The organism is Enterococcus sp. 7E2_DIV0204, from assembly GCF_002140855.1.
In the GTDB taxonomy this organism is placed as follows: Bacteria; Bacillota; Bacilli; order Lactobacillales; family Enterococcaceae; genus Enterococcus_L; species Enterococcus_L lemimoniae.
Genome location: NZ_NGKY01000001.1, coordinates 1,280,780 through 1,294,119, shown reverse-complemented (window position 1 = coordinate 1,294,119; position 13,340 = coordinate 1,280,780). Strand labels below are relative to the sequence as shown.

Here is a 13,340-nt window from a genome sequence, read left to right as displayed (position 1 = left end):
CTTTTTTTAGGTTTTTCTTAAATAGACCGTCATTAGACCGTCAATCTAATTTTGGAACTAGCTATATACCATACATTTAAAATGTTTTTTCTTATTTTATATAAGAATAGGAAATTCCTATTATCTACTATGTAACAGGTTTAGGTGAAATATGGCGATTAAAAGTCAAGGTACATTTCCCAAGTTAGGAATTTTATCAAACACAAATGGTTGGAATTTACTATATATAAAAACTAAGAGGAGGATTTACTAGTATGAGGAAAAAAATTATTATATTGACTGATACACTAAGTGCAAATGGACTGTTGCAGAATAGTTTGTTGAATATGGATTATGAAATAATGGTTTCAAAAGATATATTGACTCAACCAAAAGATAAGGAGTTCTATTTTCTGCAAAACTTCGATCTTATCATTTATCAACAATCTATGTACAGTGGGTTGAAAGAATCGTTTCTAGATAATCTAGCACTACTGAATAAACCAATTGTTGTATTGACATTTGAGTCAGAACAAGTTAGTAAATCAAAATACCTTAATAATGCGAATGTGAGTTTTGTTCGTTATCCAATATCGGTCACTGATCTGGCAAGTAAATTAGCGGCTATTTTTGAGGAGAGCGCCAGTCGTACAGGTAAAAATAGTCAAGAAAGGGCAGTAGGTCATTCTGGAAATAACGAAGGGGCTTCACAAAATACTAGTCCATTCTCAAATGTTGTAAAAGTAAAAAAACAATATTCATTCCAATTAAAAGATCGTACATTGATTATTGATAATTGGCTGATTCCATTGACTAAAAAAGAGCATCAAGTATTAGAACACTTTATTAACTCTGATCAAAGGGTCTTTTCAAGTCAATCATTATGCGAAGCCATTTGGACGAATGCCAAGCAAAAAAATAAACAAGCTTTACTAAGCAATCTAATCAATCGCATCAAACAAAAGATAATGGAAAAAACATCGATTTTTGAACCATTTATTTTGAATAAAAAAGGAATCGGTTACTATTTGAACCAAGAGTTTGTTGTACTAGATGAACAAAATGATGAAAAAATACGAGAACTGCTAGTCGGCAGTCTTTAACTCAAACAGGGTAAGTTAAGAAAGGGAGCGGGAGATTTGGCAATATTTAACAAAAAAAGCAAAAAAAAAAAGAACCATGATGAGGATTACGAAGAGTACTACGATGAATATGACGAGTATGATGACTACGACGAATATGACGATGATGAATTTGAGGAAGAATCTTATGAACCCCCTAAAAAAAGTCGTCCAGAAACTTCAAATAAAAGAGAGCGTTCGGAAAATATTATGAGAAAACAAGAGCAAGAAACTCAACAAGAACAAGCAACGGTAATTGAACACTTAAATAGTGAGAATCTGCAGTTCCAAAAAGAAGTACAACGCCAAAAAACAATGGCAGAGCGACTAAAAGCCGAAGTTGAAAATAAACAACAAGAAATCGACCAGTTGACAATGCGTTTGACAAGTTCATCTAAGTCTAAAGAAAGAATCCTTTCACTAGAAGAGCAAGTCAGACAATTAGAAGAGTTAAGAGTGCAATTAGATGAACAATTGTTGGATGAACGAAATAAAAACTTAGAAACTGAAAAGCAACTACGTCAACAAGATCAAATGAAAAATCAAATTGCGGAAGTATTAATGGAAGCAAAAGAAAAAGCACAACAGATTATTGAACGGGCCACTGTTGAGGCTGATCGAACGGTAGAGGCTGCCAGACATGAAACCAAAAAAGCAATTTCAGAAGCTTCAATCGAGCTGAAAATGATCAATCAAGAAGCGGCTAATTATCATACACGGATTCTTCGCCTACAAAGTGAAACAAGTGTGCTGATGGAAGATTTATTGAGTAAATCAAGCCGATTAGCGGATCAATCACTAGATTAAGGGAAGGGGATCAAGAAGTGGTTTATCAAAATATTATGGTCGACATTTATCAAGCCGCTTCTCCAGCAGTAGGTGAACGCCTTTTTGATGATGACATGTTACGGGATATTTATTATATTTGCGAAGAAATATTCCAAAAGAAAAATAAAAGAATCCCTTACCCTCAAAAAGAAGTGGAAGAATATTTTGAAGAGTTCCACACTATAATTTCTTTTTTTAAACATGTTGAGATTACATTAGACTATGTTGATCTCGACTGGTCTGCTTTATTGGATGAGTTGATTCATACATTCCCACAAATTGCTTGGATAGGCGGTTCGAAGGAAAAAGAAGACAATCGTGTTGTTTACTATATTGATTTTGTTCCTATTGCTTATAGAGAGACAGGATTTCCTTTTATGGTCAACTTGCTGCAGTCGTTGAGCCAGCAGTTACCAGACGATAACGAAGGGGATGTGCTGGAGGCTTTTGTTAGTGAAATTGAAAGGCTTGTCTCTAAATTTATTCAACCTTTAAAGGTCACTAATTCTGAGGTTTCAGAGCAAACGGAAGTTATAGAGTACAGTGAACATGATGAGAACTATTTACTAAAAATAGAAGAAGCTGTCAGTAGAGAAAGATACGCAAAAGAAAGAATGCGGCTTGCCAATAAAAAGTTAGAAGTTGTCATCGATCAAATGGAGCGGCAAAATCTGTCTAGGGCTATGAAAGAATTAAGTAAGTCAAGTAGTGATGAAAATGAGAATTGGGATCAAATTTTGAAAATTGATTTGAGAGAGTATTCTCAATTGTTGCAAAAAGCTAAATTTTTGGAGCAATCATGGATGATGAACAAAGAACTAGTGACAAAATCTGAAAAGATGACAATTTCTGATAATCAGTTGACTTATGAAAGAGAACAAGTAAGAAGTTTTAAAGATTCAGTATCAACAAATGAAATTTATTTAATTTTAGATGAGTGTAAGCTGATCGAGTCACGAGTAAAAATTAAGAAAAGGTCATGGTTTCGTCAGCCTCATGTTCGGATCATGAAGATGGACTATGAAAGTATACTAAATAAAGCAGCATATTTTGATCTGATACAGGGAGAAAATTATTTACTTGAACAGATCGTATTAAACGAAGAATCCTTAATAGATGACTAACAATTATGATGAGCTGTTATATTTACACTAACAATCTATCCAAAGAAATAAAAAGGATTGGGAATTGTCGGCTTTTCCCATCCGCTACTACATAATTTTTTAAAGTATCTGCTGAGTACTGAGGAAAAAAATCCCAAAAGTGAATAGGGCTAAAACAATAAAATAATCAAGGATAGTAAGATAATACCCGCCAGTATATCAAGAGGAAATCAATTGATTTCACCAGTTGCTATGTTTGATTTTTCATCAAGTATGTACATAAGATTTTACTATGCAGGGAGTTTGAAATTCAATGATTAAGAAACGAAAAACACTTCGCTTGATTAGAGTGATAGGAATTTTTCTACTATCACTGGCATTTTTATTGATTGGATCTAAAACTGGGATGGCTATTTCGGTAAAACCGGTTTTACCGAAAAATCAGCATAATCCAGAAGCAACCTATTATGATCTTAGAATGACCCCAGGTCAGACTCAGGATTTGAAGCTAGAGCTGATCAATACCTCAGACAAAGAACAACAGGTTTCCTTACAAATCAATAATGCAACGACAAATGAATCTGGGGACATAGATTATTCTGATCGATCAAAAATCGTCGCGAGAGATAAGAGTTTGGAAATTGCTTTAAAAGATATTGCAACTACTGAGTCGGAATTGGTCATTCCTGCAAATAAAACGATCGTAGCAACCGTTCGTTTAAAAATGCCTGAACACCAATTTGATGGAATGGTCCTGGGCGGCATCAAAGTGGTTTCTTCAGAAAAGATAACGGAAGAAAAAGATGCCAATACTAAGAAAAATCAGGCGAAAAAAACATATATAGTCGCTGTAAAACTAACGGAGACAGACACCCCAGTTGAAGCAGAATTGAATTTGTTGGAGCTGATCTCCTTAAGTGAGGCGAATCGAAATAGTCTAAAAGCAACTATTCAAAATGAACGATCAATGAATTTAGAAGATATCGAGTATGTCGCAAAAGTTTACGAAAAAGGCTCAGATAAGATTTTGCAGCAAAGTAGGTTGACGGGCCATCGAATGGCCCCAAATTCAAGTTTTACTTTTATTATTGATGGAGAAAAGCAAGGATTTCAAGCGGGAAATTACAAAATTCAGCTGACTGCAAAATCTTACGCAACCAATCAAGAATGGAAATGGGATAAAGAACTCGAAATTACTAAAAATGAAAACAAAAAAACTGCTACATCTAATATAAATTCAGAAAAAAAATATATAATGCTATACACTATCATTTTTATAATCACATTTGTGATACTACTATTACTTTTATTGATTTTACTAATTTCGAGAAAGCGCAAAGAGAAACGCTATGAAGAAATACTATATCAAAAAAAGAAAAAGCGTGATCGGAACAGCAAAAAGGCTCAGCAAAATAGTAAGTCAAAGATAAATAAAAAAGCTAGAGCTAGGAAAAAGAAAAAACGACCCGCAAGTTCAGAACAGATACAAGAACAAGGGAAACAATCGAAATAACTATAATCTGCTATCTTACAAATAAGGATCTAATTTTAATTATAGTGATACCTATCCAAAATTGAGTGTTGAGTTCAGAACAGTTATCGATCAATGTTTTTAAATCAAAAAAGAGATTTACAGTATAGCGATTTTAGGAGTTGGTGGACATGAACGAAGCTGAGCAAAATACCCAGAAACAAGGAAGAAAAATAATAAAAAAATATATACTTCATCAAAAAGTCAATCCGAGACTTTTGGGAGTAGAACTTTTCAATAAACATTTGGTTACACCAAACGAAGCGTATCTTTCATGTAAATTGATTTTTAAAAAGGATGTTCGGTCATTGATGGAACTTGAGCAGATCACGAAGAGAGTGTATGAAACGTGGACTGAAAAAAATAATGAATTAGTTATCAAAAAAATCAATGTCTTTACATCAACTGCTTATATTGTCTTAACATTTACTATCGGTTTTTATGAAGAAACTCATGTAAAGCACTTGCGAGAATTAAAAGAGTGTGCAAAAGAGATCATCGAAACCTATGATGACGTGATTAAACAGGAAAAAGAAGAGGAATACAAGCGAAAAGAAGCTGAAATTAATGGAGCTTTAGAGAAGTTCAGCCAATTGACTAAAAAAATGGAGCTTTTAGAAGACAGACTTGTAAAAAATGAGTCAATTGTTTTAGATTCTGGAGAGTTACTTAAGACTGAACTTATAAAGGTCAGTAAAACAATCAAAGAACAAATGAGTCAAGTGGACTATAGAATGACAGATAGCCAAAGTGATTCTAAAAATAAAAAGCAGGCAGTGCTCGAAACAAAGACAGATTCAGTAAAGACGACCCAGATAGACAAACGAGTTACTGGGCAGAAAAAAACTCAAGTACATAAGTTTGTACTTAATCGTCAAAAAAAGGGATCCAAGCCTATAAAAACAAGGAAACGTTCATCGATCCAATCGTCAAAAAAAAAGTTGATCGAAGAAAAATCAATTAAAAAAATCGGTTTAACAGGAACTGCTTCTAAACTCGAGATGGATGTTTTAACGCATTTTGCAAAAGGTCAAGAATTGCATGGGAAAAAAATGATCCCTAAGAAAAAATTCTTGGTTTTAAAAGCGAAAATAGAATTTATAGATTATTTGTGGATGTTGTTAGAACTAGAGGGGAAAGAAGAAATTGTTATTGCTGGTAGGCTAAGTTGTAGAGAACTGATTGAAGAATTAGGTCCGCTTATGGAAACGGTAGAAAAGGTTGCGGCAGGTCCTACAATTTTTAATTATTGGGTTTATTGTTCACAAGAAATGTTGGTAAAACTGGAAGGATATGCGGTACTAAAAGATTTTTTAAGCAACTCCTTAAGGTTGAGTAACGATACCCTAGTGAATGAAGTATGATATTGAACAACTTGATTGAAAAAGGGGGAATGTGCAGGGAACTAAGACAGTTTCGAATGTACGGACCTTTTTCTTTTTCCTTGTAATATTATGTGAATAGTATTTGTATAACAAAAAAAGTTGATATCAGACTTTCAAATATTTTCTTTTTTTCTAGAATTTTTGAGACTAAGTAAAAAAAATAGTAATGCATACTTAGTTAAGAAAACTGAACGTATTGTAAGATCATGGTTAAGTTTAGTTGGTAGTAAATGAAAAGGGAAAACCTGAATATTGATTTTAAATAAGTGTTTTAGGTTGGTAAAAAAGAACATAACATATTTAAAATTTGTAGTAATTTCATTTTCTTAAATCAATAAAAATTAAATTTTAGAAAGGGTCTTGATGATGGCAAGAAGAGGAGAAAATATCTATAAAAGAAAAGATGGTCGTTGGGAAGGTCGATACATAAAAGGGAGACAAAAAAACGGGAAGATCCATTATGGTTATATCTATGGTTACAAGTATTCTGAGGTAAAACACCTACTCATTTTGAAAAAATATGAAAAACAAACGAATACTAGTAAAAACTTGCTTCCTTATGAAGGGCAATTAGCAGATTGGACAAATTATTGGTTAGATACTTTCGTTCGGCCAAAAGTAAAAAGTAGTACATATGCTAGCTATAAAAATAAGATGGATGTCCATGTATTATCAAGGATCGGTTCGGTAAAATTACAAAAACTAAAACAAGCAGACATTGACAGTTTACTCAAAAAAATGGAGACACAGTTAAAAGCAAGCTCGATTCGGTCAATATTCTCAGTACTGAAAAACTGTTTAGGTAAAGCAGTATCATTAAAATTATTGACAGAAAATCCATGTTTGGGATTGGATCTTCCAAAAACGAGGAAAAAAACAGTCCAGGCCCTATCTATTAAAGACCAAGCTAAGCTGGTCAAAGAAATTAGCACTAGCCAGAAATTTTTTTCTATTATGCTGGCTTTACAGACAGGATTACGGATTGGGGAGATATGCGGACTGAAATGGGAAGATATCGATTTTGAAAACAATACATTAGGAGTCAATCGAACAGTGCTCAGAGTGCAGGTAGAAGATAAGGGTGGGCGAAAGACAGAGATTGTGGAAGTGACACCTAAAAGTAGCAATTCGCAACGAAAAGTTCCAATCACAAAAGCTTTAAGAAAAAAATTATTGGAACTTCAAAAAGTATCAACAAGTGATTACGTTATTTCAAATAAACATAAGGCTTTAGAACCACGTACAATCGCCTATCGTTTTCAAATTATTCGCAAAAAAATTGGCTTGGAAGGATTCTCCTTTCACTCTTTGAGACATACTTTCGCTACCCGATGTTTGGAGGCAGGAGGAAATATTGCAACAATCAGTTCTTTATTAGGGCATTCGTCAACCAAAATGACATTGGATTGTTACACAAATTCTTTTTTTACAGAAGAACGTCAATTAGTGGAGAAACTGGAATTTTTTTAGTAACTGTTTCTTATTCGTGTAACAAAAATGCTGCTCTATTTTAGTCAATAGACGGAGCAGCATTGGCTAAATATCATCACAATTTAGCGTGAGAGGAATAGATATCAAACAGTAGCCGACCCAAATCAGCAATATCGTTTTTTTCATGATAGTTTGTCATAAAGAAAAAAGATTTTCCGTATTTTTTTAAATAGGAGCAATCTACATTACTGATAACTAAATCATAGAGTTTGTTGTTAACTAACGGTTCTGCATGCGCAAAAGCAGTCAATTCGACATATTTTATCCACCAATTCGTAGCTTTTCTTTTGCGGAGAAAATCACCCTCAATAAAGATGCCAACAGAAATTTTAGTTTTGGTACACTCTTCATAAAAACGAATCGCATGTGCGTATTTTTTAATAAGAGCAGAATCATGAATAGCATCGACAAACAATTTTGGGTATTTTTCTTTTAGATAATCAACAAAGTGATAGACAGTTTCAGAGTATTTCACTGTTTCCCATTGAGGATCATTGGAATCCCAATAATAATCAATATGACCTTTGAATAGTAAATGGTGATAGCCGCTAGAATTTAGATAGTAATGAAGGGTAGAATTGTGAGTAGAAGTCAAGTGTGCATTTGAGTGTTTTTTTTTCATAAAATCTAAGAATTCTTGATTCAAAGTCCGGATAAAAAAACTACTGTATCTTTCAATTAAGTCAAGCTCTTTTAAACAGTGAGAATTAGCAGGGATGATTTCTTCACCTAGCATGAAGAGCAGCAGTAAGATAGTTTCACTAGGAAGCATTTTAAAGGAATAGTAAACTAAGAACGATCCAAGTGCTTGATTGACTTTTTTAAACAAATGCGTTTTTTTTAAGGCATTCAAAAATCTTTTTTGGCTAGGGATGTTTGATTTATTACTGAAAAAAAGTTCTTGTTCACTATAAATCGGTATTTTTTTTTGAGCATTTCTTCTTTTCAATAGGCTTAAGTAGATGATAAGTTTTTTTCGAGCATAGTTTGAAAGAGGACTGCCTAAAATCTGCTGAACAGTATTGACTGTTTCATAAATTCGAGGATCGATATTAGGGATTTTTAGCTGCTGTTTAGGATCTGTGACCGAATAAAGAGAAACGTAAAAAAAACGAATTTGTAGCTCAGAACCAAGCAGATAACCATTTTGGATGGATAAATCAAATTCAGCTAATAATTTATTCAATTCATTGATTTTTCTGAAGTAGGTTGAATAACTAATCCCAATTTTTTCACATAGACGAGAGGTGTCGATACTGCCAAAAAGCAATAATTCTTCTAAAATTCTATACATTGGTGCATGAACGATTAGTTCATTATATAGCGTATGAAGAGAATATTCTGGTTTTGTTTGAACGGTGATAGTATGCTTGCTTATGTCAATGGAAAAACGATTATTCGCTTTTTTTGCGGATACTGTTAAGCTGTCAATCAGTTTTGCTAAAAAATATTCACCTATCTCTAAATGATGTAAAAGTTCTTTTTTTGTTGCGGTACCCCCAACAGTACTTAGGTAGATCAATAAGTCAATTTGATAAACTTCCAACTTTTCTAGTAAGTCAAATTTTCTCATAGTAAAACTCCTTTAAATGTCAGTATTGAAGTAAGGATAAAAGAAGTTGAAAGCATACTAAGCTTTACGTATGTTTTAATAGCTCAACTTTATTCTTACATTGACATTGTGATCATTATCTAACATCTATAGGGGAAATACAATCATATTTAAGTAGGTTTATTTTTATTTTTTTAAGAAATAGCTTCATTCGTTCTTTTTGTTTTATTATTAAATACATAAATAAAGTGAATCAATAAAATAGCTTTGCTTGATTGTCCAAAAAATGGTATTGTATCCTTGTATGTTTATGTGTGTTTTTATGACTATTTTAGAAGGGATATGTCTGAAATGTATGATCTTGGTGATATTGTAGAAATGAAAAAGCCCCATGCTTGTCAGGCAAATCGTTGGGAAATTATCCGAATGGGCGCCGACATTAAAATAAAATGTACGAACTGCGGTCATATCGTTATGATGACACGCCGTGATTTTGAAAAAAAGATGAAGAAAATTTTGGAAAAAAAACTAATAAAGGATAGTGAATGATCAATGGCATTAACAGCTGGAATCGTAGGTTTACCTAACGTAGGAAAATCTACCCTTTTTAACGCAATTACAAAAGCAGGAGCAGAGGCAGCAAATTACCCGTTTGCAACAATTGATCCGAATGTGGGTATGGTTGAAGTACCAGATGAGCGCTTGCTGCGTTTAACAGAGTTAGTGAAACCTAAAAAAACAGTACCAACAACTTTTGAGTTTACGGATATCGCTGGAATCGTAAAAGGCGCAAGTAAAGGTGAAGGTTTAGGAAATCAATTTTTAAGCCATATTCGTCAAGTAGACGCTATTTGTCATGTAGTACGTTGCTTTGATGATGATAATATTACCCACGTAGAAGGGCGTGTAGATCCGTTAGCAGATATTGATACCATTAATTTGGAGTTAGTGTTAGCTGACCTAGATTCTATTACAAAACGCTATACACGTGTGGCTAAGATTGCTAAGACAAAAGATAAAGATGCAGTAGCAGAGCTGGCTGTATTGGACAAGCTTAAACCGGTTTTAGAAGAAGGTCTTTCTGCTCGTACGATCGAATTTACGGAAGATGAGCAAAAAATCGTTAAAAGCTTATTCTTATTGACAGCAAAACCAATTCTCTATGTAGCCAATGTTTCAGAAGATGAAGTAGCAGATTCAGATAATAATCCTTATGTTCAACAAGTGCGGACTTTTGCAGCAAATGAACAAGCGGAAGTAATCGTAGTTTGTGCGCGTGCTGAAGAAGAAATTGCTGAATTAGATGATGAAGATAAAGCAGATTTCTTAGAAGCACTAGGAATTGAAGAATCTGGTTTAGATCAACTGATTCGTGCTGCCTATGATTTATTAGGATTGGCAACTTACTTTACGGCAGGTGAGCAAGAAGTACGTGCATGGACTTTCCGTAAAGGAATCAAAGCACCTCAAGCAGCTGGAATCATTCATACGGACTTTGAACGTGGATTTATTCGTGCAGAGACTGTTTCGTTTGATGACTTGAACACCTATGGTAATATGCAAGCAGCTAAAGAAGCAGGTAAAGTTCGTTTAGAAGGAAAAGAATATATTGTACAAGATGGCGATGTTATGCTTTTCCGCTTCAATGTATAGTAAAAAAATTGCTAAAAACTGTCCCGTTGGCCACGGGCGAGGAGGACGCAAAAAATGGAATCAGAAGCACTTCGAGCTATTGTTTCAGAAAATCGTGAACTTGAACAAAAATTAACAAAGAGAAATGAACAGTACATCTTTGACTTAAAAAAATCATTAGTTGCTGCTAATCTTTCAGAAGAAGCACAGACACTTGCTTTACATGAAATTCTACCTCACTTAGTAGAAGGTCAAAAAAGTGGGAAAACTGCGCGTCAGCTTTTCGGAACAGTGGCTGAACGTACGGAGTCTATTTTAAATAAACCAGAAGAATTACCAGAATCAACACCTATGTTGATGTGGCTAGATAATACATTACTATTATTTGGTGTAATGACGATCATGTTCTCAGTTATGATGATGTGGTCTAAAGGTAAATCACAACCGTTGGGATTACTAACATTGGTGTTAGCCTCAATGGCTGGTGGGTATGTATTTTATCTGATGTATAAATATGTTTATCAATATGATCGTCCAGGTGTGGATAAATCAAAACGTCCTGGTTGGTTCAAAACTGGTTTGATTTTAGTTGGGGCAATGCTTTTATGGCTTGTTGTCTTTGCGGGTTCCGCAATGTTGCCACCGATCATTAATCCTGTCTTTGATCCAGTTGTTGTTATCATTATTGGTGGGCTTGCTTTAGGTACCCGTTACTTATTAAAGAAAAAATACAATATGCGGAGCAGTTTAGCACGCTAAATAGTACATGAAAAAGAATCTTAAACAAAACTATTTTTCGTTTTGTTTAAGATTCTTTTTAGATTGCCAGCTAAGAGATTTGAAAGGGGTTCGTGTTTGAAAGAAAAACTTTTACACGATACCATAGAGACTAGGAATGAGACTTTCAATTTATTTTCAATCGAAAGAGGTGAACCGATGAAAACTTGGCTCAATCAACATAGCCGTATCGTCATTTTTTTGAGTTTTCTTATATTAAGCATTTTGTCTCTCTATATTGTTTATCTTCAGAATGGTCATATTATGGTCGGTGATGACTATCATTTCCACCAAAATCGAATTGAAGGTCTAGCTTTATCCATGAAAAATGGGGTGTTATTGCCTAAAATCAGCTATTTTTTTATTGGAGGATATGGGTATGCCTCTAGTTTGTTTTACCCAGATTTTTATTTGTATTTTCCAGCAGTATTACGTCTTCTAGGTCTGTCTCTAGCGAATAGTTTTATCATTTTTGCTATTGGGATAAATTTAGGTACCTTTATTGTGACGTATATTTCAGGAAGATATATGGCATTATCTAAGATGAAAAGCTGGTTGTTTTCATTATTATATACGTTATCGATTTACCGTTTACAGGATTTTTTTAATCGACAAGCACTAGGGGAACTACTTGCGATGAGTTTTTTTCCGTTGATTTTAGCTAGTTTATATTTATTGAAAAATGGGAAAACAGGAAGATGGCTATTATTAACTATTGGGATGACAGGGATCGGCTTAGCTCATTTTATTTCATTGGAGATCGCCAGTATTTTTATTGGATTATATATTCTTCTTAATTTGAAAAAATTTCTAAAAAAAGAGGTAATTGTGGCGATAGTAAAAGCCGCAGGCGTAACGATATTGTTATTAGCTTTTTATTTAGTACCGGTTTTTGAACAGATGAGACATGTTACATTTCAAGTCACCTCAAAGCCGTTGACACTGATTTCAGAGCGAAGCTATTTTTTGGGTGAACTGTTGGCTAATAGTTTTAAAAATAAAGTTTTTCATGCATCCTCCGCTAATATAGGTGTTATTTTGCTACTTGGTTTGGTGCTTTATACTGGCATGTTATTCAAACGAGATGCACCAAACCGGACATTGATTATTTTAGCCCTATTCTTTATGTTTATGACAACGAATCTCTTCCCTTGGCAGTTATTTGATCAGACGCCTTTAAATACAATCCAGTTTCCTTGGCGTTTTTTGTCGATCGCAACATTGTTAGTAGCCTTTCTTATTGCGAATGATGATTTAGGGCTGTTTAAAAGATACCCTAGCAGCCAACTTGTTTTAGCCACGGTTATTTTGCTTGGCGTGGGATTATATGAAAAAGAAAGCATTGATACTGAAGGAAAGCGGCTATTATCTCATCAGTCATATGATCAAACGAATAGTTACTATATTGGTGCCGGTCATGAATATTTACCAACAGAAGTAGATTATGAAATCATCAAAAAAATTAAAAATCGTCAGCTTACGTATGATAATGAGGAAGTAGAAATAAAAAAAGTTGAAATGACATTTGATTCTGTAGCATTTGATTATCAAACTAAAAACACAAAAGAAGCGACCGTGACAGTTCCATTTATCTATTATTATGGTTATCAGGCTAAAATAGTCAGTAATGGAAAAGAAAAAATAGTTCCAACTGTATTAAATAAACAAACTGGCTTAGTTGATGTTTCGCTAGCCGACAAAGGAAGTGTCGTAGTTTCATATCAGCCAACTTGGGCTCAAAAAATTTCCTTAGGTATTTCTATTTCGACGCTCTTGGTAGGGATTATGTGGCAAGGTGGTACGAGAGTACTTGTTAGGTTAAAATTAAAGAAATAACAATAGTTATACTTTCATTTTGATAACAAATAGATGAGAAAAAACTCATGTTTCAAGAAACCAAAAGAAAATCGCTCTAAACAAAGAAATGCGGTTGACTTACCT

Annotated in this window: 11 protein-coding genes; 10 read left to right on the top strand and 1 reads right to left on the bottom strand. The window is 33.9% G+C overall.

What is annotated here, in order from left to right; translation table 11 throughout:
• Positions 1 to 254 precede the first annotated feature (254 nt).
• The 6 genes from A5819_RS06080 (at position 255) to A5819_RS06055 (ending at position 7,417) form a co-directional block, all read left to right on the top strand.
• A complete protein-coding gene (locus A5819_RS06080; RefSeq protein ID WP_086277614.1) occupies positions 255 to 1,082 on the top strand; it encodes a helix-turn-helix domain-containing protein in 828 nt (275 codons plus the stop codon).
• A gap of 36 nt (positions 1,083 to 1,118) precedes the next feature.
• On the top strand, positions 1,119 to 1,907 hold the full coding sequence (locus A5819_RS06075) for a hypothetical protein (RefSeq protein WP_086277613.1): 789 nt from the start codon (positions 1,119 to 1,121) through the stop codon (positions 1,905 to 1,907).
• A 17-nt stretch (positions 1,908 to 1,924) separates the two neighbouring features.
• Positions 1,925 to 3,052 carry a hypothetical protein gene (locus tag A5819_RS06070; RefSeq protein ID WP_086277612.1) on the top strand — a complete coding sequence of 376 codons (1,128 nt, stop codon included), beginning with the start codon at positions 1,925 to 1,927 and terminating at the stop codon, positions 3,050 to 3,052.
• 292 nt (positions 3,053 to 3,344) lie between these two features.
• Positions 3,345 to 4,544 carry a DUF916 and DUF3324 domain-containing protein gene (locus tag A5819_RS06065; RefSeq protein ID WP_086277611.1) on the top strand — a complete coding sequence of 400 codons (1,200 nt, stop codon included), beginning with the start codon at positions 3,345 to 3,347 and terminating at the stop codon, positions 4,542 to 4,544.
• A gap of 149 nt (positions 4,545 to 4,693) precedes the next feature.
• The gene (locus A5819_RS06060; RefSeq protein WP_086277610.1) at positions 4,694 to 5,926 is read left to right on the top strand and encodes a hypothetical protein; all 1,233 of its coding nucleotides are present in this window, start codon (positions 4,694 to 4,696) and stop codon (positions 5,924 to 5,926) included.
• A gap of 384 nt (positions 5,927 to 6,310) precedes the next feature.
• Positions 6,311 to 7,417 (top strand): site-specific integrase, encoded by a 1,107-nt coding sequence (locus A5819_RS06055; RefSeq protein ID WP_254907224.1) that lies wholly within the window; start codon positions 6,311 to 6,313, stop codon positions 7,415 to 7,417.
• A gap of 76 nt (positions 7,418 to 7,493) precedes the next feature.
• Here the strand turns inward: A5819_RS06055 and A5819_RS06050 are convergent, their stop codons facing one another.
• Positions 7,494 to 9,011 carry a helix-turn-helix domain-containing protein gene (locus A5819_RS06050; RefSeq protein WP_086277609.1) on the bottom strand — a complete coding sequence of 506 codons (1,518 nt, stop codon included), beginning with the start codon at positions 9,009 to 9,011 and terminating at the stop codon, positions 7,494 to 7,496.
• A 330-nt stretch (positions 9,012 to 9,341) separates the two neighbouring features.
• Here A5819_RS06050 and A5819_RS06045 point away from each other — a divergent pair, with 330 nt between their 5' ends.
• From A5819_RS06045 to A5819_RS06030, 4 genes are all read left to right on the top strand, one after another.
• Positions 9,342 to 9,539, top strand: coding sequence for a DUF951 domain-containing protein (locus tag A5819_RS06045; protein ID WP_025870734.1), 198 nt, complete (start codon positions 9,342 to 9,344; stop codon positions 9,537 to 9,539).
• 3 nt (positions 9,540 to 9,542) lie between these two features.
• Positions 9,543 to 10,643 (top strand): redox-regulated ATPase YchF, encoded by a 1,101-nt coding sequence (ychF, locus tag A5819_RS06040; RefSeq protein WP_069640167.1) that lies wholly within the window; start codon positions 9,543 to 9,545, stop codon positions 10,641 to 10,643.
• Between the two features lie 54 nt (positions 10,644 to 10,697).
• Positions 10,698 to 11,381, top strand: coding sequence for a DUF1129 domain-containing protein (locus A5819_RS06035; RefSeq protein ID WP_086277608.1), 684 nt, complete (start codon positions 10,698 to 10,700; stop codon positions 11,379 to 11,381).
• A 177-nt stretch (positions 11,382 to 11,558) separates the two neighbouring features.
• The gene (locus A5819_RS06030; protein WP_086277607.1) at positions 11,559 to 13,235 is read left to right on the top strand and encodes a 6-pyruvoyl-tetrahydropterin synthase-related protein; all 1,677 of its coding nucleotides are present in this window, start codon (positions 11,559 to 11,561) and stop codon (positions 13,233 to 13,235) included.
• Positions 13,236 to 13,340 lie beyond the last annotated feature (105 nt).

What these genes read in the sequence shown, in the direction of transcription:
- A5819_RS06035 (WP_086277608.1), top strand. Translation starts at nt 10,698, where the DNA reads ATGGAATCAGAAGCACTTCGAGCTATTGTTTCAGAAAATCGTGAACTT.
- A5819_RS06050 (WP_086277609.1), bottom strand. Translation starts at nt 9,011, where the DNA reads ATGAGAAAATTTGACTTACTAGAAAAGTTGGAAGTTTATCAAATTGAC.
- ychF (WP_069640167.1), top strand. Translation starts at nt 9,543, where the DNA reads ATGGCATTAACAGCTGGAATCGTAGGTTTACCTAACGTAGGAAAATCT.
- A5819_RS06080 (WP_086277614.1), top strand. Translation starts at nt 255, where the DNA reads ATGAGGAAAAAAATTATTATATTGACTGATACACTAAGTGCAAATGGA.
- A5819_RS06045 (WP_025870734.1), top strand. Translation starts at nt 9,342, where the DNA reads ATGTATGATCTTGGTGATATTGTAGAAATGAAAAAGCCCCATGCTTGT.
- A5819_RS06030 (WP_086277607.1), top strand. Translation starts at nt 11,559, where the DNA reads ATGAAAACTTGGCTCAATCAACATAGCCGTATCGTCATTTTTTTGAGT.
- A5819_RS06055 (WP_254907224.1), top strand. Translation starts at nt 6,311, where the DNA reads ATGATGGCAAGAAGAGGAGAAAATATCTATAAAAGAAAAGATGGTCGT.
- A5819_RS06060 (WP_086277610.1), top strand. Translation starts at nt 4,694, where the DNA reads ATGAACGAAGCTGAGCAAAATACCCAGAAACAAGGAAGAAAAATAATA.
- A5819_RS06065 (WP_086277611.1), top strand. Translation starts at nt 3,345, where the DNA reads ATGATTAAGAAACGAAAAACACTTCGCTTGATTAGAGTGATAGGAATT.